The sequence below is a fragment of the Pseudoxanthomonas sp. Root65 genome (genome assembly GCF_001427635.1).
Taxonomy (GTDB): Bacteria; Pseudomonadota; Gammaproteobacteria; order Xanthomonadales; family Xanthomonadaceae; genus Pseudoxanthomonas_A.
Map to the genome: position 1 here is coordinate 781,309 of NZ_LMHA01000002.1, position 21,181 is coordinate 802,489.

General features: G+C 69.0%; 19 protein-coding genes and 1 other RNA gene. 8 read left to right on the forward strand and 12 right to left on the reverse strand.

From position 1 onward, the window contains the following. Positions 1 to 10: 10 nt before the first annotated feature. Positions 11 to 2,068 (reverse strand): hypothetical protein, encoded by a 2,058-nt coding sequence (locus tag ASD77_RS14195; RefSeq protein WP_156383652.1) that lies wholly within the window; start codon positions 2,066 to 2,068, stop codon positions 11 to 13. A gap of 140 nt (positions 2,069 to 2,208) precedes the next feature. On the opposite strand from ASD77_RS14195, the gene ASD77_RS14200 reads away from it, so the two are divergent. Then, positions 2,209 to 3,501: a DUF1343 domain-containing protein gene (locus ASD77_RS14200; RefSeq protein ID WP_055943027.1), complete on the forward strand. Its 1,293-nt coding sequence runs from the start codon at positions 2,209 to 2,211 to the stop codon at positions 3,499 to 3,501. A 6-nt stretch (positions 3,502 to 3,507) separates the two neighbouring features. On the opposite strand, the gene ASD77_RS14205 is transcribed toward ASD77_RS14200, so the two are convergent. The 3 genes from ASD77_RS14205 to ASD77_RS14215 form a co-directional block, all read right to left on the reverse strand. After that, positions 3,508 to 7,140, reverse strand: coding sequence for a hypothetical protein (locus ASD77_RS14205; protein WP_055943030.1), 3,633 nt, complete (start codon positions 7,138 to 7,140; stop codon positions 3,508 to 3,510). 131 nt (positions 7,141 to 7,271) lie between these two features. Next, positions 7,272 to 7,658: a nuclear transport factor 2 family protein gene (locus tag ASD77_RS14210; RefSeq protein ID WP_055943033.1), complete on the reverse strand. Its 387-nt coding sequence runs from the start codon at positions 7,656 to 7,658 to the stop codon at positions 7,272 to 7,274. Further along, positions 7,642 to 8,112 (reverse strand): helix-turn-helix transcriptional regulator, encoded by a 471-nt coding sequence (locus ASD77_RS14215; RefSeq protein WP_055943036.1) that lies wholly within the window; start codon positions 8,110 to 8,112, stop codon positions 7,642 to 7,644. The genes ASD77_RS14210 and ASD77_RS14215 overlap by 17 nt, the downstream gene beginning before the upstream one ends. A gap of 194 nt (positions 8,113 to 8,306) precedes the next feature. Between ASD77_RS14215 and ASD77_RS14220 the strand changes: the two genes are divergently transcribed. Then, positions 8,307 to 8,696 (forward strand): OsmC family protein, encoded by a 390-nt coding sequence (locus ASD77_RS14220; RefSeq protein ID WP_055943039.1) that lies wholly within the window; start codon positions 8,307 to 8,309, stop codon positions 8,694 to 8,696. Positions 8,697 to 8,727: 31 nt separating this feature from the next. Here ASD77_RS14220 and ASD77_RS14225 read toward each other — a convergent pair whose 3' ends face one another. The 6 genes from ASD77_RS14225 to smpB form a co-directional block, all read right to left on the reverse strand. Next, the gene (locus ASD77_RS14225; RefSeq protein ID WP_055943043.1) at positions 8,728 to 9,375 is read right to left on the reverse strand and encodes a DUF2894 domain-containing protein; all 648 of its coding nucleotides are present in this window, start codon (positions 9,373 to 9,375) and stop codon (positions 8,728 to 8,730) included. Next, complete coding sequence (locus ASD77_RS14230; RefSeq protein WP_055943046.1) at positions 9,365 to 10,015, reverse strand: OmpA family protein; 651 nt, start codon at positions 10,013 to 10,015, stop codon at positions 9,365 to 9,367. Before ASD77_RS14230 ends, ASD77_RS14225 begins: the two co-directional genes overlap by 11 nt. Further along, positions 10,012 to 12,099: a DUF802 domain-containing protein gene (locus ASD77_RS14235; RefSeq protein WP_055943051.1), complete on the reverse strand. Its 2,088-nt coding sequence runs from the start codon at positions 12,097 to 12,099 to the stop codon at positions 10,012 to 10,014. The genes ASD77_RS14230 and ASD77_RS14235 overlap by 4 nt, the downstream gene beginning before the upstream one ends. Then, a complete protein-coding gene (locus tag ASD77_RS14240; protein ID WP_055943526.1) occupies positions 12,096 to 12,764 on the reverse strand; it encodes a DUF3348 family protein in 669 nt (222 codons plus the stop codon). Before ASD77_RS14240 ends, ASD77_RS14235 begins: the two co-directional genes overlap by 4 nt. Positions 12,765 to 12,906: 142 nt before the next feature. Continuing rightward, positions 12,907 to 13,260: a transfer-messenger RNA gene (gene ssrA, locus ASD77_RS17850) on the reverse strand. A gap of 182 nt (positions 13,261 to 13,442) precedes the next feature. Beyond that, on the reverse strand, positions 13,443 to 13,931 hold the full coding sequence (gene smpB, locus ASD77_RS14245; RefSeq protein WP_055943054.1) for an SsrA-binding protein SmpB: 489 nt from the start codon (positions 13,929 to 13,931) through the stop codon (positions 13,443 to 13,445). A gap of 41 nt (positions 13,932 to 13,972) precedes the next feature. Here smpB and ASD77_RS14250 point away from each other — a divergent pair, with 41 nt between their 5' ends. Beyond that, entirely contained in the window at positions 13,973 to 14,401 is a 429-nt protein-coding gene (locus ASD77_RS14250; RefSeq protein ID WP_055943529.1) for a type II toxin-antitoxin system RatA family toxin, read from the forward strand. A 1-nt stretch (position 14,402) separates the two neighbouring features. Then, positions 14,403 to 14,651 carry an RnfH family protein gene (locus tag ASD77_RS14255; protein ID WP_055943057.1) on the forward strand — a complete coding sequence of 83 codons (249 nt, stop codon included), beginning with the start codon at positions 14,403 to 14,405 and terminating at the stop codon, positions 14,649 to 14,651. Positions 14,652 to 14,666: 15 nt separating this feature from the next. On the opposite strand, the gene bamE is transcribed toward ASD77_RS14255, so the two are convergent. Then, positions 14,667 to 15,059 carry an outer membrane protein assembly factor BamE gene (bamE, locus tag ASD77_RS14260; RefSeq protein WP_055943060.1) on the reverse strand — a complete coding sequence of 131 codons (393 nt, stop codon included), beginning with the start codon at positions 15,057 to 15,059 and terminating at the stop codon, positions 14,667 to 14,669. A gap of 103 nt (positions 15,060 to 15,162) precedes the next feature. Here bamE and fur point away from each other — a divergent pair, with 103 nt between their 5' ends. Further along, positions 15,163 to 15,567, forward strand: coding sequence for a ferric iron uptake transcriptional regulator (fur, locus tag ASD77_RS14265; RefSeq protein WP_055943063.1), 405 nt, complete (start codon positions 15,163 to 15,165; stop codon positions 15,565 to 15,567). Between the two features lie 101 nt (positions 15,568 to 15,668). Here the strand turns inward: fur and recN are convergent, their stop codons facing one another. Continuing rightward, on the reverse strand, positions 15,669 to 17,336 hold the full coding sequence (recN, locus tag ASD77_RS14270) for a DNA repair protein RecN (protein ID WP_055943068.1): 1,668 nt from the start codon (positions 17,334 to 17,336) through the stop codon (positions 15,669 to 15,671). 90 nt (positions 17,337 to 17,426) lie between these two features. On the opposite strand from recN, the gene hrcA reads away from it, so the two are divergent. The 3 genes from hrcA (at position 17,427) to dnaK (ending at position 21,072) form a co-directional block, all read left to right on the forward strand. Further along, positions 17,427 to 18,476: a heat-inducible transcriptional repressor HrcA gene (gene hrcA / locus ASD77_RS14275; RefSeq protein WP_055943071.1), complete on the forward strand. Its 1,050-nt coding sequence runs from the start codon at positions 17,427 to 17,429 to the stop codon at positions 18,474 to 18,476. A gap of 41 nt (positions 18,477 to 18,517) precedes the next feature. Continuing rightward, entirely contained in the window at positions 18,518 to 19,039 is a 522-nt protein-coding gene (gene grpE, locus ASD77_RS14280) for a nucleotide exchange factor GrpE (protein ID WP_055943074.1), read from the forward strand. Between the two features lie 110 nt (positions 19,040 to 19,149). Then, entirely contained in the window at positions 19,150 to 21,072 is a 1,923-nt protein-coding gene (gene dnaK, locus ASD77_RS14285) for a molecular chaperone DnaK (protein ID WP_055943076.1), read from the forward strand. Positions 21,073 to 21,181 lie beyond the last annotated feature (109 nt).

Here is a 21,181-nt window from a genome sequence, read left to right on the forward strand (position 1 = left end):
GCTCCCTCTCTCAGGGCGTAGCGTCCTGCGTGGGGGTGGCGTAGGGCGCCAGATAACGGTTCAGGCCCTGCGCTCGCAGCGTTGCGGCGGCCGCGGGCCAGTCCACCGGCTTGCCCGTCTTCAGGGCCTCGAGCACGGCCACCACGGACAGCTCGACTTCCGGCAGGCCGGCCGCGCCCACCGCGTTGCGGCGCTGCTCGATGGCGTCGAACAGCACCGCATTCGCTTCGGCATACGACAGCGGCGCCGTCGTGCCGTGCGCGGCGCGCCATGCGGAGGATTCCAGCGTGCCGTTGACGTGCGAGAGGATCAGCCATGTGGCACGGCCGATCAGTTTCAGGTTGCCCGGCTGCACGCTGGTCATGGTGTTGCCGACCACGCGGCCCAGCTTGGCCATCACGCCGGTGGAGTGCGCGTTGATCAGCATCTTCAGCACGATGGTCTGGTCGAGTTCGAACGCGTCGCGCTGCGGCACGGTCACCGCGATCACCGGCACCGGACGGGGGGCGGCGACATCGCGCAGCACCTCCGACGCCAGCGGCCTTGCGGACACCGACACCAGCACCAGCTCGGCGCCAGCCTGGGTGGCGGCCTGCAGCCACTGCCGGTTCGCCTCCCGATGCGCTTCGTCGCCGAGCAGGATCAGCGCGCCGGAGTCTCCGGCCGCGGGCGCATTGCGCTGCATGTTGGCCGGTGAGTACGACAGGTCGTACAGCGCCTGCTGTTCGTCGCCCGCATTCGACAGGCCGCGCAACGCGGCCTCGCGCAGATAGGGATCGTCAATGCCGTTCTCGAACGGCGGCAAGTACAGCGCCTTGTCGAGGCCATGGAACGGTCGGTGCAGCAGCGCCTGCCACGCCTGTGCGCCATCGGTGGCCGGGGTCCACACCTGGATCCACGAGCGCCGCTCGCTCGCGTTGACCGGATCAAGCGGGCCGAGCCGGAAGGTCGGCGCGCGTTCGGTGACGTCCACGAACACCGGCATCAGCGCGCGCGTGGCGAGATAGGTGCTGCGGCGACCGTTGGCGTAGCTGGCGGCCTCGCGGTCGGTCCATGCGGCCAGCTTCGGTGCCGCGGCCGCCGTGGTCCGCTGCAGGGCGGTGAAGCCGCGCAGACGGTCGGCGATGCCGACGTCGTTGAAGCCCAGCGAGGCCAGTTCGTCGGCCGACAACACGTCGCGCAGCAGCGCGCGGGTGGCGTCTTCCAGCACCACGCCCAGCACGTACAGGCTGGTCGTCGTCGCCTGCATGCGGGTGGAGCCGGTGATGGCCTGCGGTCCGGTCGGCAGCGGGATCTTGGTGATGCGCGCATCGTCCAGCACGCGGCGGCTGCGCTCGAACGGGCGCAGCACGTCGTCCGGATTGTTGTAGACGAACCACGTGCGGCGCGCGTCCGCGCCGGCCTGGTCGGCGGCGGCCAGCGCGGTGCCGATCACCGCCGAGGTCTCGCCGCCTTCGGTGACGGCGAACACCAGGTCCTGCGGACGGATGCCGTTGTCCTGCAACTGCAGGCGGCCGATCTCGGGAATGTCCTCGAAGCCTTCCAGCGAGGCGATCAGCGCACGGTCGCCGCCGGTGATTTCGCCGCGCACGCGCTCGCCCAGTGTCGGATAGCGCGCTTCGATCCTCGCCATCAGCGGCGACTGCGCCGTGCGCTGCCAGAACGGCCGCCACAGCCCGCTTTCGATGGTTTCCGCCAGGCGTCCGGTGGAACCGGTGCCGTAGAAGTACAGCCGATGGCCTTCGCGCAGCGCGCGGGTGATCTCCCTCGAGGCCGCGTCCAGGGCGGCCAGGCGCGCCGGATCGGCGGCCACGCCCTGCAGCGCTTTCGCGATGTCCTCGTCAACGGCCAGCAGCGAGGCCAGGCCATCGGCGGTGTCGGCGGCGATGCGGGTGCTCAGGTCGACGCTGCGCGGATGGCGCTGTTCCGTCAGCAGGCTGTGCAACTGGAACTGCTGCTTGTGCGCCACGAAATCCTGCGACTGCGCCGAGGGCGACACGCCCAGGCGGTTGGTCGCGGGCTGGGCCGCCGCGGGGGCCAGCACGCCGGCCATGACAAGGAAAGACATGCTGCGCATGATGCGTTTCGCCGTACGGGACATCGGATCGCTCACCTGACAACGGAAGAATGCGGCATTGCCGGCGGATGGCGCGGCGACGGACGCAGGCTGCTATTGTCGTGACAACGATAGCAAACGGTCGTGACACTATGCCCCGGTTCCATCGTCCCCTGCATGCTGCACTGCGCCCGGTCCGCGCCCGCGTGTTGCTGGCGCTGTTGTCGCTGGCGTCCTTCTGGCCGTACGCGGCCGCTGTCGCAGCCGAGGCCGTGGCACCACGCCTGGGCATCGAGGTACTGCTGGAACAGCGGCTGGACCTGCTGCGTGGCAAGCGGGTCGGGCTGGTGACCAACGCCACGGGGCTGGACAGCCAGCTGCGCAGCGACGTGGACCGCTTTGCCGCGCATCCGGACTTCACGCTCGTCGCGCTTTTCGGGCCCGAGCACGGGGTGCGCGGCGACGTGCAGGCGGGCGACAAGGTGTCCTCCTCGCGCGATGCCGCCACGGGCCTGCCGGTGCACAGCCTGTACGGAGCGCATCGCGAACCCACGCCGGCGATGCTGGCCGGCATCGACGTGCTGGTCTTCGATATCCAGGACGTGGGCACGCGCTTCTACACCTATCCCTACACACTGGCGGGCGTGATGCGTGCGGCGAAGCGTGCGGGCATTCCGGTCGTCGTCGCCGACCGTCCGGACCCGCTCGGCGGTGTGCAGGTCGAAGGCCCGGTGCTGGAGCCGGCGTTGGCCTCGTTCGTCGGCCTGTTCCCGATCCCGCTGCGGCATGGCATGACGATCGGCGAACTGGCTTCGCTGTTCAATGCCGAATTCGGCATCGGCGCCGAGCTGCATGTGGTGGCGATGCAGGGATGGCGACGTGGCGACGAACCGCTGCGGGGCGCGCTGCCGTGGGTGCCGCCATCGCCCAACATGCCCACGCCGGACACCGCGCTGGTCTATCCGGGCATGGGCCTGCTGGAAGGCACCAACGTGTCGGAAGGACGCGGCACCACGCGGCCGTTCGAGACCCTCGGCGCACCGTGGGTGGATGCGCGCGCGCTGGCCGAACGGCTCAATGCGATGGCGTTGCCGGGCGTGCGGTTCCGTCCGACCTGGTTCACGCCGACTTTTTCCAAGCACGCCGGCCAGGCCTGCGGCGGCGTGCAGCTGCATGTCACCGATCGTGCCGCGTTCCGCCCGGTCCGCACCGGCGTCGCGGTGTTGAAGGCCTTGCACGACCAGCATCCGCAGGACTTCGATTTCCTGCCGGGCGAACCGCCGTTCTTCGACCGGCTGGCCGGCGTGCCGTGGCTGCGCGAGGCCATCGCACGCGGCGACACGCTGGACGCCATCGAAGCGCGGTGGCAGGCGCCGCTGGCGGATTTCCTCCGCCTCCGCCAGCGCCACCTGCGGTATCCGGGCAGGTCCGACGCGCGCGACTGATCCGGTTCAACGGGTCTGGGCTTCGTTGGCCCATTTGGAGATGTCGCGGTGGCCGCCATAGGTGCTGTCCACCGGCGGCAGCCACAGTTCCATCACGCCCTTGCCCGGCCTGAAGCGCGAGGGCAGCGGTGCGATCGCCACCCCGTTGCCGGGGCCGTACCAGGGTTCTATCTGCTGTTGCACCCAGGCGGCGACGGCGTCGGCACAGGCCTGCCGGTGGGGCAGGTCGTGCACGATCAGCGTGGGCGTGCGGTAGGGCGTGGGCGGACGTGCCTTGCGCGCCGTGGCCGAGCTCACCACGTTCTCGATGCCGGGAATGCGCACGCCGCTGTCGGCAACCGGCGGCTCCAACGTCGCGATGCGCGCGCGCGTGGCTTCGTCATAGACATGCACGTAGAGCGTGGCATCGCGATCCCCCTGGCGGCAGGCCTGCAGGCGGGTGTCGGCAACGGGAGGAGGCGGAGGCGGTGGTGCGGGAACCGGCATCTCGCTCCCCAGCGTGGGGACGGGGTCGGGCGGCGGTGGCGGCGCAGGCACGGGTTGCGCGCCCACCGCGGCGCCCGCGATGGCGCCGACGGCCGGCGACACGTCCAGTGGTATCTCGTCCTGCGGGGTGATGTCGCGGCTCTTGCCCCAGTAGCCGTAGTAGCGCGTGCCCGGCTGTGTGCACACGTAGTCGCACAGCCCCGAGCGCTCGCGGTCTTCGAACGCGGTCGACGGCCGGCAGAAGGTGCCCAGCGTCTGGCCGGGGAGGATGCTGCACTGCTGCTGCGCGCGATAGACCAGCGCACCGGCATCGCTGTCGCCGGCGTCTTCCAGCCGGACGTCGGCGACCTGTCGGTACAGCGCGGCCATCGCGATCTTCTGCGCATCGCTGGCGAAGGGCGGCTGGTCCGGCGTCTCTTCCCACAGGTCCAGCGCCTCGGTGGCGACATCGATGTGCTGCTGGGTGCGGTCCACCTGCGCCTGCCGGCTTTCCTCGATGCGGTCGAACACCTGCATCAGCGGCACCAGCATCGTCACCAGCACGCCCAGGCCCAGCGTCGCCCCGAGTGCTGCCGTCTTCGCGTTGCCGCGCCAGAACGGGACCGCCTGCGCATCCGGTTCGGCCGGTCGGAACTGCAGCCGCCGCAGCGGCGGCAGTTCGTCGTCGCCTTCCACCGGCGAGGACCAGCCGGGAATGCGCGCCAGCCAGCGCGGGTGCAGTGCGTCGCCGAAGTCCTCGCCGAGCCGGTGATAGCTCTCCCACTGCGCCTCGTCGAAGAACTGGTCGGACGTCGGCTGTTGCGGGAACAGCGGATTGCGGCTGGCATAGGCCAGCACGTCGCTGTCCAGCGCCCAGTGCAGGTTGGGCTTCACCACCAGCAGCGTGCCGACGCGGCGTTCGCCGTTGACTTCGGGGTAGCGGATGCGCGCCAGCAGCACGCCGCGCGCGGTGTACAGGTGGCGCAGGTCTTCCGGTGCCAGGATGTTGATCTGGGTATCGGTGGGCAGCGGCAGCCGGCCGGCGCTCTCGTGCGTGTAGAACTCGATGTCGGTGCCGAAGTCGATGCGCGCCTTGCGCACCAGGTTCTCCAGGTCGCCGAACTGGTACTGCGGGTCGGCGCCGCAGTCGGCCAGGATGATGAAGTCGAGCTGCCGCCGCAGCAGCGCATGCACGCCGGTGTTGTCGAAGTGGCCACCGTCGGACAGGTACCAGCTGGCCGCGCTCTGTCCATGGAACCGGCCCATCGCTTCGGACAGCAGACGTCCGGCCTTGGAGCCACGCAGTGCTTCGCGCAGGCGCGAAGCCGGCTGGAACGCCTGCGCGCGCCCGACCTTCAGCCAGTAGCCCAGGCGTGCGCCAGCCAGGAACAGCAGCAGCGCCCAGCCGCGCGTGGTGTACGCGCCGGCACCGGGCGCGGCGGCGGCCCCGGAGATCGCGATCCAGCGCCCCAGCGTGTCCAGCCCCGATTGCAGCAGGATTGGCGTGCCTTCGCGCGCCACTTCCAGCCCGCGTGCCGAGGCGACCATCGATTCGCCCTTGCGGTCGGCGTTGTACAGACCGCTGCGGCCGCCGCGGGTCTGGTTGAGGCAGACGTTCACCAGATGCAGCGGGCCGCCTTGCAGCTCCGGACGGTAATCGGCCAGCGCCACGTCATCGCCCGGCACCACGGCGGTGACGTCGGAGACGCGTTCGGGATTGTCGGGTGCCGCCGGACCCGGGGTGGGCATCTCGTCCAGGTGCCGCGCCGGATTGCCCACGCCCAGGTAGGCGCGCGTCAGCCGCGCACGGTAGAAGTTGTGCATCGACGAGGTGTTGGCGGTCTCCGCGTTCCATGCGGTCAGCAGCAGCCACCCGACCAACGCAGCGGCGAGCAGGCCGAGCCGTCCGCCGCGGTTGTCGAGCACCGGCAGTTGCGCGACTGCCGGCACCGCATCGAACACCCACCACTGCACCAGCGTCACCCATGCCAGCAGCAGCAACAGCGCCACGCCGATCCCCAGCAGGTCCAGCAGGCGGGGGCCGATGCCCAGCGACGGCCCCTCGTCGGCATTGGCCATCTTCTGCAGCGGATCGGCGTACGCGCGCACCACCGCCAGCAGCACGCCACCCACGCCCAGACCGCCGTAGACCCACGCGCCGCCGGACTGCAGCACGTTCATAAGCCACCAGCTGAGCAGATCCAGCGCACCGGCCGCCAGCAACAGCAGAGTGACCAGGTTGAACAGGCGCAGCTGCGCCGTCATGCGGTTGCGCAGCTGCGCGTTGGCCACGCTGCGGCCGACCCCGCGCGAGCGCAGGCAGCGGACCAGCAGCACCGTCCCGTGCACGGCCACGCTGGCCAGCGCCAGCACCAGCGCCACCAGCAGCGGTGGCGCACGCAGCCAGCGGGTGTCCGGCGCCCACAGCGCGGCCCCGATCCAGACCGCCGTCACCGCCGTGGCCACGATGACGGCGACATCGCCGAACGCGATGCGCGCGCCTTGGGGCTCCGGTTTGCCGGGCTCCGGTATCACGTCGCGCAGCATCCAGTAACTGACCAGGCTGCCGGGCACCAGCGCCAGCCAGCAGGCCGCCGCCAGCGGCCACCAGGCACTGGCCCAGCCTTCCCATTGTTCGGCCGACAGCAGGTTGAGGTCGTTCTGCAGGAAGTGCGGCAGCACCACCAGGCAGCCGACCAGCATGGCCATCAGGCCGAATTCCAGGTGGATGGCGATGCCGGCGCGCAGGTAGGTGGCGAACGCGGCGCCGTAGTCGCGCGCCCCGCGCGGGGTGAGGTAGCGGCCGTAGCGACGCAGCCACGCGAGTGCCATCGAGTCGTTGCGCTGGAGCAGTTCCTGCGCGCGCTTCAGTCCCAGCGCCGCGACCAGCCGGCCGAACGCCGCGCCGGCATAACCGCCGCCCGACACGGTGGACAGGTAGTCCAGCCGTGGCAGCACGCCGTTGCGGGCCAGCCCGCGCAGCAGGCCGATACAGAAGGTGGCGCTGCGGATGCCGCCTCCCGACAGGGCCAGACCGACGGTGGAACGCAGCGGCGTGCTCACCCCATCGCGGCGCAGGGCGTCCTCGCGCGCGTGCAGGGCACTCTGTTCCTCCGGCGGGATCGTGTCGGGCAGGACGCGCCCGTGCGCGCGTGCGGTATCGGCGTCCGACATGGCGATCCTCGCTGCCTCATGCCCGGGGGCGTCACTAGTCGGACAACGCGTCACGACTCGGGAGGAGGCCACCGGCGCGGACATTCATGCGTTTACGTGTCCACGTGCGAAACGCGGACACGCACATCCGCCTATGACGCGGGCCCGTCCAGGAACACCGTGAGTACGCGGATGCGGCCTTCTTCGATCTGCGCGATGTCCATGCCGGTGACGACTGCCGGTCCATCGGCCGGGCCCGAATGCCACTGCAGCCGGCCGACGCCGTGGTGGCCGCTGGCCGGTCCCACGGCGGTGAACACGAACGCGGGTGGCAGGCTGGCGAGCAGGGTGGTGACGGCATCGCCGATGGCCGCATGCCCACGCACAGAGGCGTGCGGCTCGTTCAGGACGGCGTCGTCGGCATACAGCTCGCGAATCGCCTGCATGCGCAGCGCCGCATCGCGTTCGCCGAACACCCGCGTGAGGTTGGCTCGCATCAGGCGGTCGTAATCGAAGGGGGTGTCAGGGGATAGGGACATGGGTGCTCCAGGGCGGTAGACGAATGGCGGGGAGAGAAGCATCCGGCTCGCCCGCATCGTGCTCGATGACGCCACGGGACGCGTACTGATGCGGGGTGAGCCCGGTGGCAGAACGGAATGCGCGGGAAAAATGGCTCTGGTCGAAGAAGCCCACGCCCGTGGCGATCAGGGTCAAGGGCACCTGGCCAGCACGAAGCAGGCGTTTGGCCTCCAGGATGCGCCGCCAGCGCACGTATTGCATCGGACTCATCCGGATTTCCTGACGGAACAGCCTGGCGAAATGGAACCTGCTGACGTGGGCGGCCGCGGCGATGCCGCTCAGCGTGAGCGGTTCATGGAAACGGGCTTCAATATGCGTGAGGGCGCGGACGACGGCGCGCGCTCTGGCCTCCCGTTGCCCGCTGGCGCTCGCGCCGATGGCGATGGACCCTGCCACCCACGTGCGTTGTTGCATGCGCTGCCTTGTCCGAAAGCCGCAACCTTGTCACTCCGGTGTCCGTGCCGGTAGCACCATGCGCTGCGCTGCTGTGTCGCAGGAAACGGAACGCCGGGTGGCGCGCTACCGACGTTAGCCTGTAGGTTCGCAGCCTGAGCGGCTCCCGGGCTGCCTGCGACCGTGCCCATCATCGACAGAGAGAAAGACACACCATGGCCCATGTGAACGTCGTATCGACAGGGACGTCCTACGCCCACCACATCACCAGCCGGGGGCACACGCTGACCGCCGACGAGCCGGCCGCGCTGGGCGGCCAGGATCAGGGCATGGCGCCGTTCGACCTGTACCTGGCCTCGCTGGCGGCATGCACCGCGATCACCCTGCGCATGTATGCGGAGAAGAAGGGGTGGGACCTGGGCGAGTTCAGCGCGGAGCTGTCCTCGCGGCGCGACGAATCCGGCAAGCTGCACGTGCACCGCAGGCTTCGCGCCTCCGTCGGACTGACCGATGCGCAATGGAGCCGGTTGCTGGAGGTCGTGGCGAAGACGCCGGTGACGCTGGTGATGCGCGAAGGCGCCGTGATCACCAGCGAACGCGCCTGAGCATGTCGCTCCCACAATCGCTGAGCGGACGTCAGCTCCGTCGCTTGCGGGTTCGCGTGCGGCTGGCGGGCTTGCCGCTGTCTGCGCCATCGGCGGCGAGCGGGCCGAGGTCCTGCTGCAGGCGTTCCAGCGACGACAGCGTGTCGGTGTAGGCGATGAAGTGTTGCAGGTAGCCGGGCGAGACCTCGCGCATGAAGTGCAGGGCGCGGTGGACCAGCTTGCCGGAGTTGAGCGGTCCCGCGTCGCCGGGCAGGTCGTCGAGCGAGGCGCGCAGTTGGCTGTCGGTGCGCACCTGCGTCCACACGCGACGCGCCTCTTCGAGCGCGGCGGGTGCCTGGCTTGGCGGTGTGTCCATGGGGCCGGCGGTCGGCGTGGACGGTATCGGCGAACGCTGCCGCAGCACGGTCACGAGGTCATGCAGCGTAGTGCCGTCCACGTGCAGCGTGGAGCCGGTCGCGGCGCGCGCCGGCGGCGGCGTCCATCCAGCCAGATCGGTGGCGTACTCGCCGATCAGGCGGGTCAGGCGTGCGTCGAGCAGGCGTCGTGCTTCTCCGGCGTGCGCCTGCGTACGCGTCGCCAGTGCATCGAGGAAGGCGAAGCGCATGGGATCCATGCGCTCGGCGCCGCGCGCGCGCCAGGCCTGCAACTGCGCGCTGGCGGGCAGGGCGTCACCGTCCATGCGTGGTGGCGTCGCGTTGGGCGGGGCGCGGCACCGGCGCGATCTCGACGCGGCGATTGCGTGCGCGTCCGTCTTCGCTGTCGTTCGCGCTGACCGGCTGCTCGGCGCCGAAGGCGGCGGCGAACACCGACGACGACGGCACGCCATCGGCGATCAGCGTGCGGGTGACGGTGAGCGCGCGCTGCGCCGACAGTTCCCAGTTGTCGGCGAACTGGCGGTTGTTGCCGCTGACCTGGCGGTCGTCGGTGAAACCGCTGACCATCAGGATCTCGTCGCGCGTACGCAGGTAGCCGGCCAGTGGCGCGGCAAGGCCCTTCAGCAACTCGCGGCCCTCCGGTTCCAGCTGGTCCGAGTTCAGCGCGAACAGCACGTTGCCGCGGATGCCGATGCGGCCATCGACCAGCGTCACCCGGCCTTCGGCCAGCGGCACGGCAAGGGCCTTTTCCAGCGCAGTGCGCTGCTGCGTTTCCAGTTCGCGCCGGCGCACTTCCTCATCCAGTCGTTGCGACAGCTGAGCCTGCACGGCGATCACGCCCACCAGCACCAGCACGAAGGCGCCCAGCAGCACCGACATCAGGTCGCCGAAGCTGGCCCAGACGGGTGCGCCGAGATCGGCGTCGTCGCCGGTCTCGACGCTCACGCGGCCTCCGCCGGCGTTGCACCCGCCAGCTGCTGCAGATCGAGGGTGATCTGCCGCTGCGCCGACAGGCTCAGGTCGATGACCTCGCGCGCCTGCGCCACGTAATAGGCCAACTGGTCGTCGCTGCGCGCCAGCGAACGGTCGAGCGCGCCCTCGATGCCCTGCAGGCGCACCAGCAGTTCCTCGTTCGACTTGCCGAACAGCTGCACCGCGGTGCCGAGCGCATCGCCGAGGCTGGCGACCTCGGTGGCCCCGGCGGCGACCTGCGCGGCGATGCCGCCGAGCTTGCCGGTTTCGGCCTCGACATGGTCGGTGAAGCGGGTGCCGACGCGCTCCAGCAGGTCGGCCGAGGTGGCGACCAGCGCATCGATGGCGCCGCGTTGCTCGGTCGAGGCGTGGTTCACCGCATCGAGCAGGGTCTGCAGGGTTTCCATCAGTTGGTTGCGCTCCTCCAGCATGGCGGTGTCACGCACCATGCTGTCGGACAGCTTCTGCCGCAGTTCGGCGATGACGTCGGCCGCCGCGCGGGGCGCCTCGGACGCAACCTGCACGAGCTGCGAAATCTCGGCGATGGTCTGCGTGGAGTGTGCCTGCGCCTGCGTGGTGATCTCCTCTGCGGTCCGTGCGAGCGCATCGCAGATGTCCTGCTGCAGGCGGGCGGTCTGCGCGCCGGCCTGTTCCCACTGCGTTTGCAGGGCGGCACCCGTCGCCGCCAGCCGCTCGGCCCAGGCGGCGAGACGCTGTTCGTCCTGCGCAGCCAGTGCGCGCTGCGCTTCGGTCTGCGACGTGCGCAGCGCGTCGAGAAGTTCGCTGGCATGACGCTGCATGTCGGCGGCGGTGGCAGCCAAGGCCTGCTCGTTGCGGGCGGCGATGCCGGCACTGGTGGCTTCCTGCTGCGCCAGCGCCTGGTCCCAGCGCTCCGCCAGCGTGGTCGCATTGAGTTCCAGTCCCGACGCGACACTGTCGATCAGCGCGGACGAGCGCGCTTCGAATGCACCGGCCAGGCGCTCGGTCAGCGCCTGCATGTCACCCGCAAGCGCGGCATTCGAGCGCTGCTGCTGTTCGATGGCCGACGTCCAGCTGGCCGCGGCGGCGTTGGCAGCGGCACCGAAGCCGGTGTTCAGCCCGTCCATCTGTCGTTGCACGGCCTGGCTGACGGTGTCGTGCATCGCGGCGCTTTCGCGCGCCAGGCCGGCCAAGGTCGCTTCGGTCGCCGGCTGCAGCGCCGCCACGACGGCGCGCGCACTCGCGTCGACGCCGGCTTTCAGCACGTTTTCCAGCGAAGCCGCCAACTGGGCCTGCGCCGCTTCGCTGCGTTCGTGGAACGTGGCCTGGCTGGCCACCAGGCGCTCGCCGGCGGCGGTGTTCTGGTGCTCGATCGACGCGACCATCGCCTGCAGCCGTTCCACCAGGTCCGGCATCAATGCGGCCTGCTGTTGCAGCAGGCGGAAGGATTCCTCGCGCTGGAACGACTGCGAATGCACATGCAGCGATGTCGTGATCTCGGCATCGAGCAGGTGCACGGCGTGCAGGCGTTCACGGCGGCACAGCGCCGCCAGCAGGCCAAGCACCGCCGACGTCGCCACGCCCGCGATCGACGTGCCGAAGGCGAAGCCGAGCCCCTTTACCGGCGCGGCCAGCGAGCCGCGGATCGCGTCCAGATCCGTGGCGCTTTCCAGCGCCAGTCCGGTACCACGCAGCGTGGCCATCATGCCGAGCAGCGTGCCGAGCATGCCCAGCAGCACCAGCAACCCGACCAGGTACGGCGTCAGCGCGGGCGCGGGCAGGGCGACGCGTGCGCCTTCGATGCGCTGGCGCACCGAGGGCCGAAGACTCGCGTGCAGCGACGACAGCCACGTCGACAGGCCTTCGCGTGCGGTGGACGTGTCCGCGACCGCGTGCTGCAGCGTCGCGGTGGCCTGCCGGTAGCGATACAGTTCCACCGCACCCGCGACATAGCACGCGCCGATCACCAGGGTGACGAGTGCGCCCAGCGCATGCGTGCCGACATAGCCGAGGCCGATCCAGGTGACGATGGCGAGGCCCAGCAGGAACAGGGCGGTGGGGAGCAGATGTCGGTTCATGGTGTTCCGGAAACGGGCGAAGAGCGAAGCGCGGCCAGCAGCGCGTCGATGGGATGGAAGCGGACCTCCAGCTCGGCGAGCAGCAGGTCCTGAAGGTCGCGGCGGAAGGTGACCCGCCAGGCGTCGCCGGGCGCGTCGGCATGGGCCAGCTTCAGCCGGTCGAAGTGGCGGACGAGCAGGGACGGTGTGGCCGCCAGCAGCGCCTGCTCGCGCGGACTGAGCGTCATCTCCATGACGGCGTCGACCTCGGCCAGGCGCGCCTGGTCCGCCGTGCCGGTGGCCAAGGCATCGCGCAGCCGTCCGCGCAGCTGGCCCGTCGATGCCTGCATCGACCGCTGCAGGTCCACGCAATGGCGACGGAACGGGGCGGCATCGTCAGCGGGCAACGCGTCGAGCTTGTCGCTGCGCAGGATGGCGGCGTGCAGCGTGGCGCGCACGCGGGCACAGGCTGCCGCTTCGCTGTCGACCTGGATCGGATGCGAGGCGGATGCCGGTGTGCCGTCGAGCGCGCGGGACAGCGCGATGGCCCGGTTCCAGTCGATCCATTGCCCCAGCCGTTCGGAGAGGGCAGGGCCGGCGGACGGCTGTTCGAGGTCGCCCAACCGGGCGAGCCGACGGACGAAGGCGGGGGCCGAGACGGCCGCCCGTTGCTGCGGTAAAGCCACGATGACGCTCAAAAGACGGCGATTTTACAGGAAGCGCCAAGCCGGCTGGCCGCCCATCCCCGCGTTGGGGCGCAATCTGAGTCGAGAGGCCGCGCAGACAAAGAAAAAGCCGGAACCTCGCGGTTCCGGCTTTTCTTCAAGATGGTGGAGGTGGGCGGAATTGAACCGCCGTCCGAAGGCACTCCATCCCCGGTACTACATGCTTATCCCCCCGTTGGATCTCATCCTGCGACAGCACGGTGGGCAAAGCGCACCGCAGGACCAGCCTGTTTTAGGTTGACCGGGTGCTGACAGGCAACCACTCCCGGCGATTCCGTGATGATGACCCTACGCTGCGAGCACGGACACAAGCAGTTTCGGGGCTTACGCCTTAAGCGGCGAGAGCGTAGTTGTCGTCGTTGGCAACTAGAGTTTTGCCGCTGGATTTACGAGGAAAGCTGCCCCCTCGGCATGCACCAGGTAACTTCGCAACCCCCGTCGAAGCCAGTGCACCCCCGGGAGTCAGAAACGTCCTGACGAGGGCAAGTGTAGGGGCGGGCACCCCGCTTCACAAGGCGCGACGGCGCGGGTGTTCAGCCTTCACATCGTGGAAACCGGCTGTGGGAGCGACGTAAGTCGCGAACGGGCCATCCGGACGCCCTTTCGCGACTTACGTCGCTCCCACAGCCGATCCGGGTTTCACGCGTTCTTGTTGTGCCGGCGCATCACCCGCGACTTCTCGCGGGCCCAGTCGCGGTCCTTCTCGGTGGCGCGCTTGTCGTGGGTCTGCTTGCCCTTGGCCAGGGCGATCTCGGCCTTGACCTTGTTGCCCTTCCAGTACAGGGAGGTGGGCACCAGCGTGTAGCCGTCGCGCTCGACCTTGCCGACCAGGCTGTCGATCTCGTTCCGGTGCAGCAGCAGCTTGCGGGTGCGGCGGTCGTCGGCCACCACGTGGCTGGAGGCCTGGATCAGCGGCGTGATCTGCGCGCCGAACAGGAAGATCTCGCCATGGCGAACGATCGCGTACGCCTCGGTGATGTTGGCGCGGCCGGCGCGGATCGCCTTCAGCTCCCATCCCTGCAGGGCAAGGCCCGCCTCGTAGCGTTCCTCGAAGTGATATTCGTGCCGGGCGCGCTTGTTCAGCGCGATCGTGCCCGTTGCTTTATTCTTGTCCGGTTTCTTTGCCATCCGTCCTATTGTCGCCGAAGGCGGAACCCTACGCGAGCCACATGCATACGATCCGCCGCAGCGCCCTGGTCGAACACTCGGCCACCCGGATGTTCGACCTGGTCAACGACGTGGCGGCCTACCCGCGCCGGTTCGACTGGTGCAGCGCCGCCGAACTGATCGAGCAGGGCGAGGCGAGGCTGGTGGCGCGGCTGGACCTGGGATTCGGGTCGCTGCGCACCTGGTTCACCACCGAGAACGTGCTGGACCGTCCGCACCGCATCGACATGAACCTGGTCGACGGTCCCTTCCGCAAGCTGCACGGGCGCTGGGACTTCCATGCGCTCGACGAATCGGCCTGCAAGGTCACGCTGACGCTGGAGTTCGAGCCAACCAGCCGCCTGCTGGCGCCGGCCATGGCCTTGGGATTCCAGGGCCTTGCGGATCGCATGGTGGACGACTTCGTGCGCGCCGCCGACCGCGGAGAATGACGTGCGCGTGGAGGTGATCCGCGCCTGGCCGCACCGGTTCGAGTCGGTGGTGCTCGACCTGCCCGAAGGCGCCACCGTGAGCGAGGCGCTGGCGGCAAGCGGCTTCGCCGATGCCGGGCATCCGGCGGTGGCGATCCATGGCGTCAATGCCACGGTGGAGACGGTATTGAACGAAAACGACCGCGTGGAGGTGCTGCGGCCGTTGCTGATCGATCCGAAGGAGGCGCGCCGACGGCGCGCGCTCAGGTAAGGAACGCGCCGCGCCTCAGCGGCGGCCGCCCTTCTTCTTTTCCTTGGCGAGGTTGGGACCGAACTTGCGCACATCGCGCGACAGCTGCAGGTCGGCCTCGGGGAAGTATTCGCCTTCCCAGCTGGCGAGCGTGTCGCCGTCGAAGATCAGGGTGAGATTCTTGATTTCGGTCGTACCGCGGCGGTTGGTGCGGTTGCTCGCGGTGTAGTCCCAGCGGTTGGCGTGGAACGGATCGGCGATCGACGGGCTGCCGAGCAACGACTGCACCTGCTGCTTGCTCTGTCCCGCCTGCAGCTGGTCCACGGCCGTCTTCTCGATCAGGTTGCCCTGGTAGATCGGCTGCTTGTAGAGGATGCCGCAGCCAGCGGTGGCGGAAGCGAGGACGGCAGCCAGCAGGAATTTGCGCATTGGGACAGGTACGGTGGGAAACCGGGCCGATGATACACTCCCGCGGACCGCCGCAACCGAGCTTCAGGCAGCTGGCGCTAAACCGAGAGTGAACGGAGACGCCATGGAATCGCAGGACCTTCGCAAAGTCGGCCTCAAGGTCACCCACCCGCGCATGCGCATCCTGGAACTGCTGGAACAGAAGAACACCCAGCACCACCTGAGCGCGGAAGACATCTATCGCCAGTTGCTGGACCACGGCGACGAGATCGGCCTGGCGACCGTGTATCGCGTGCTGACGCAGTTCGAAGCCGCTGGCCTGGTGCTGAAGCACAACTTCGAAGGCGGCCAGGCCGTCTACGAGCTGGACCGTGGCGGCCACCACGACCATATGGTCGACGTGGACACGGGCAAGATCATCGAGTTCGAGAGCGTCGAGATCGAGAAGCTGCAGCGCGAGATCGCCGCCAAGCACGGCTACGAACTGGAAGAGCACTCGCTGGTGCTGTACGTGCGCAAGAAGCGCTGACCTCCCGAGAATCCTGGCTGTGGGAGCGACGTCAGTCGCGATGATGGGTCGCGGTGCTTCATCGCGACTGACGTCGCTCCCACAGATGAAACCAGGTTCGGTCAGACCGCGTTGGCCAGCAGCCGCTTCGCCGCGGCATGCGCTTCCTTGCTGACTTCCACGCCGCCGAGCATGCGGGCGAGTTCTTCCTCGCGCTGCTTCGCGCCGAGCTTTTCGACCGCGCTCTGGGTCATGCCGTCCACCGGGGCCTTGCTGACGCGGTAGTGCGCATGGCCCTGGGCGGCCACCTGCGGCAGGTGGGTGACGCACAACACCTGCCGCTGGGCGCCGAGGGCGCGCAGCTTCTGGCCGACGATCTCGGCCACCGCGCCACCGATGCCGGTGTCGACCTCGTCGAAAATCATGGTCGGCACGGCATCCAGGCCCAGCGCCGCGACTTCGATCGCCAGCGAAATGCGCGCGAGTTCGCCGCCGGAGGCGACCTTGCGCAGCGGGCGTGGCGGCTGCCCGGCGTTGGCGGAGACCAGGAATTCCACCCGTTCGGCGCCGGTCGGGTCGGGGCGTTCGCTGTCCTGGGGTTCCAGTTCGATTTCGAAGCGGCCGCCGCCCATGCCCAGCTCGGCGATCAGCGCGGTGGTGGTCTCGCCCAGCGCCTTGGCGGCGCGCTGGCGGGTGCGGGTCAGGGCGGCGGCGGCATCGCGCCACTGCGCCCGGGTCGTGTCGATTTCCGTGTTGAGCTGGAGCAGGCGCTCGCCGGCCCCGCGCAGCGATTCAAGTTCGGCGGCCAGACGGTCGTGCTGCTCCTGCAGGCCGTCCAGGGGCACCCGGTGCTTGCGGGCCAGGTCGTGCACGCGGGCGAGCTTGCGCTCCAGCGCGTCGAACTGCAGCGGTTCGCCATCCAGGTCGTCGCGCACCTGGCCCAGCAACGACACGGCCTCCTCGATCTGGATCGCGGCGCCGTCCAGCAATGCCTCCACGTCGCGCAGGCGGGGCTCGTGTTCGGCCTGCCGGGCAAGCTCGGCGCGAACCTGTTGCAACTGGCGCGTCAGCGACGGCGCATCGTCGCTGGCCAGTTCGCCCAAGGCGGCATCGCAGGCCTGGATCAGGCCGGCGGCGTGCGCCTGCCGACGGTGGCTGGCCACCAGCGTCTCCAGCGTGGCGGGCGCCAGGTCCTCGCGCTGCAGTTCCGCCAGTTGGTGTTCCAGGTAGTTGATCCGGTCGGACACATCGCCCTGACCGGACAGTTGTTCGCGCTCGCGCAGCAGCGCGGTCCAGCGGCGGGCGGCATCACGGACGGCGGTGCGTTCGCCCTCGTTGCGGGCGAAGGCGTCCAGCAGGTCCAGCTGGCTGTTGCGGGCGAGCAGCGCCTGGTGTTCGTGCTGGCCATGGATTTCCACCAGCCGGCTGGCCAGTTCGGTCAGCTGCGACAACGTGACGCTGCGGCCGTTGATCCAAGCGCGCGAACCGCCATCGGCCCGGATCACCCGGCGCAACTGGCACTGGCCATCGTCGTCCAGCGCGTTGTCGGCCAGCCACGCCTGCGCCGGCGATCCCGCGGCAGCGGCAAACTCGGCCGAGAGCTCCGCGCGCTCGGCACCGTGGCGGACCACGCCGCTGTCGGCCCGCAGGCCGGACAGGAAACCCAGCGCGTCCACCAGCAGCGACTTGCCGGCGCCGGTTTCACCGGAAATGACGGTCATGCCATCGCCGAATTCCAGTTCGGCGGCACGGACGACGGCGAAATCCTTGAGGGCGAGGTGTCTGAGCATGCGGCGGATTGTAAGCGGAGCCGGCTCACGTGCTGAGACAGCGGCGACGGTCCGCTTGCAAAGGGGGCGGTGCGACGTTATCTAGCGGGTATGCATTCGCCATCGCCCCCGCTGGATCCGCGCGCCCGCCAGTTGCTGCGCACGCTGATCTCGCGCTACATCCGCGACGGCGAGCCGGTCGGGTCGCAGACGCTGGCCCGGCACGCCGGGCTGGAGGTCAGCCCGGCGACCATCCGCAACATCCTGTCGGAACTGGAAGAGGTCGGGCTGCTGAGTTCGCCGCACACGTCGGCCGGCCGTATCCCGACCGCGCAGGGCTACCGGGTGTTCGTCGACAGCCTGGTGCAGGTGAAGTCGCTGGGCGAGGGCGAGGTGGCGCGCCTGCGTGCCGAACTGTCGGCTGGCGCCGGTACCCAGGCCCTGCTGGGCAACGCGTCCGAGCTGCTGTCGGCGATGACCCACTTCGTCGGCGTGGTCAGCGTGCCGCGGCGGGAACAGTTCGCCTTCCGCTACATCGACTTCGTGCCGCTGGATGGCCAGCGGGTGATGGCGATCCTGGTATTCGCCGATAACGACGTGCAGAACCGGGTCATCGAGACCCGTCGCGTGTACGAGCGGTCGGAGCTGGAGCGGATCGCCAACTATCTGAATACCCAGTTCGCCGGCCGGCCGCTGTCGGAGATCCGCGCCAACCTGCTGCACGACCTGCGCCGGGCACAGACCGAAATGGAAGGGCTGCTGGCCGAATCGATTGAGCTGGCCGAGCAGGCCCTCACGCCGCCCGGCGACGACGTGGTGCTGGCCGGGCAGACCCGGTTGATGGGCGTGCAAGAGCTGGCCGACCTGGAACGGCTGCGGGACCTGTTCGAGGCCTTCGCCCGCAAGCGCGAGATCCTGCAGCTGCTGGAACGCACGATCCGCGCCCCGGGCGTGCGCATCTTCATCGGCGAGGACACCGGACTGGCGCCGCACGACGGCGTATCGGTGGTGACCGCGCCGTACATGGCGGGCGGGCAGGTACTGGGCGTGCTGGGCGTCATCGGGCCCACGCGCATGGCGTACGACCGGGTCATCCCGGTGGTGCAGGCCGCGGCTGATGTCCTGGGCGCGGCCTTGAATCCGGAATCCACGGCCCCATAGGTTCCCGGTCGGGCGGCCGGACCTGCCGCCAGGGAACCGAAATGAACGAACAACACGATTACGACGACGCTCAGGGCCATGCGCCCGAGTCCCCCGAGGCCGATGCCGCGCTGCTGGCCGAGCTGGAAACGCTGCGCAACGAGCTGGACCAGCTGCGCGCCACCACGCTGCTTGAGCGTGCCGACCTGGAAAACCAGCGCAAGCGCGTGGCCCGCGACATCGAGCAGGCCCGCAAGTTCGCCAACGAACGCCTGCTGGGCGACCTGCTGCCGGTGTTCGACAGTCTCGACGCCGGCCTGGCGGCCGCGGGCACGGAGCCCAGTCCGTTGAAGGACGGGCTGGAACTGACCTTCAAGCAACTGCTCAAGGTCGCCGGCGACAACGGCCTGGTGCTGCTCGACCCCACCGGCGAAGCCTTCAACCCCGACCACCACCAGGCCATCAGCCAGGCCGACGCGCCCGACGCGGCGCCCGGCAGCGTGGTGCAGGTGTTCCAGAAGGGCTACGTGCTCAACGGCCGCCTGCTGCGTCCGGCGCTGGTCGTGGTGGCCAGGCACGACTGAACACCGTCGCGATAGCGCTTGAACCGCGCCATCGCATCCCTATATCGGGACCATCCACCCGGCCGGGCGCCGGGTCCAACATCAGAATTTGCTAGGGAGCGAGATCCATCATGGGCAAGATCATCGGCATCGACCTGGGCACGACCAACTCGTGCGTGGCGATCATGGACGGCGGCAAGGCCCGCGTCATCGAAAACTCGGAAGGCGACCGCACCACGCCCTCCATCGTGGCCTACACGAAGGACGGCGAAGTGCTGGTCGGCGCCTCGGCCAAGCGCCAGGCCGTGACCAATCCGAAGAACACCTTCTACGCGGTGAAGCGCCTGATCGGCCGCAAGTTCACCGACGCTGAAGTGAAGAAGGACCTGGACCTGGTCCCTTACGCCATCATCCCGCACGAGAACGGCGACGCCTGGGTGCAGACCTCCGACGGCAAGAAGCTGTCGGCGCAGGAAATCTCCGCGCGCATCCTGGAAAAGATGAAGAAGACGGCCGAAGCCTTCCTCGGCGAGACCGTCACCGAAGCCGTCATCACCGTGCCGGCCTACTTCAACGACAGCCAGCGCCAGGCTACCAAGGACGCCGGCAAGATCGCCGGCCTGGACGTCAAGCGCATCATCAATGAACCCACCGCCGCCGCGCTGGCCTATGGCCTGGACAAGGGCGACGGCGGTGCCGACCGCAAGATCGTCGTCTATGACCTGGGCGGCGGCACGTTCGACGTGTCGATCATCGAGATCGCCAACGTCGACGGCGAGAAGCAGTTCGAAGTGCTGGCGACCAACGGCGACACCTTCCTGGGTGGCGAGGACTTCGACAAGCGCGTCATCGACTACCTCGTCGAGGAGTTCCAGAAGGACCAGGGCATCGACCTGCGCAAGGATCCGCTGGCCCTGCAGCGCCTGAAGGACGCGGCCGAGCGCGCCAAGATCGAGCTGTCCAGCTCGCAGCAGACCGAAGTGAACCTGCCGTACGTGACGGCCGATGCCTCCGGTCCGAAGCACCTCAACATCAAGCTGACCCGCGCCAAGCTGGAGGCGCTGGTCGAAGACCTGGTGAAGAAGACCATCGAGCCGTGCCGCATCGCGCTGAACGATGCCGGCCTGCGTGCCAGCGACATCGGCGAGGTGATCCTGGTCGGTGGCCAGACCCGCATGCCGAAGGTGCAGCAGGCGGTGGCCGAGTTCTTCGGCAAGGAACCGCGCAAGGACGTCAACCCGGACGAAGCCGTGGCGCTGGGCGCCGCGATCCAGGGCGGCGTGCTGGCCGGCGACGTCAAGGACGTGCTGCTGCTCGACGTGACCCCGCTGTCACTGGGCATCGAAACGCTGGGCGGCGTGTTCACCAAGATCATCGAGAAGAACACCACCATCCCGACCAAGGCCTCGCAGACCTTCTCCACCGCCGAGGACAACCAGTCCGCGGTGACGGTGCATGTGCTGCAGGGCGAGCGCGAACAGGCCCGCTTCAACAAGTCGCTGGCCAAGTTCGACCTGTCCGGCATCGAGCCGGCGCCGCGCGGCATGCCGCAGGTGGAAGTGTCGTTCGACATCGACGCCAACGGCATCCTGCACGTGTCGGCCAAGGACAAGAAGACCAACAAGGAACAGAAGGTCGAGATCAAGGCCGGTTCGGGCCTGTCCGAGGACGAGATCGCGCGCATGGTCGCCGATGCCGAGGCGCACCGCGAGGAAGACAAGAAGTTCCAAGAGCTGGTGCAGACGCGCAACCAGGCCGACGGCCTGCTGCACGCCACCCGCAGCGCCATTACCGAGCATGGCAGCAAGGTGCCGGGTGATGTGATCGGTCGCGTCGAGGCCGCCATCGCCGAACTGGAAACGGCGATGAAGGGCGATGAGAAGGCGCAGATCGAAGCCAAGGCGAAGGCGCTGGAAGAAGCCGCCCAGTCGCTGTATGCGGCGGCGGCCTCGACCGAGCAGCCCGGTGGCGGTTCCGCCGGCGGCGGCTCGGCAGCGGCCGACGACGTGGTCGACGCGGAGTTCACCGAAGTGAAGGATGACAAGAAGCCGTGATGGGTGATTCGGGATTCGTGATTCGGAAAAGCGGAGCGCAAGCTCCGCTTCTTCCGTTCCCGTCCCGGTCCCAAGCCGTGTGCTCGCTTCTAACCATCCCGAATCCTGA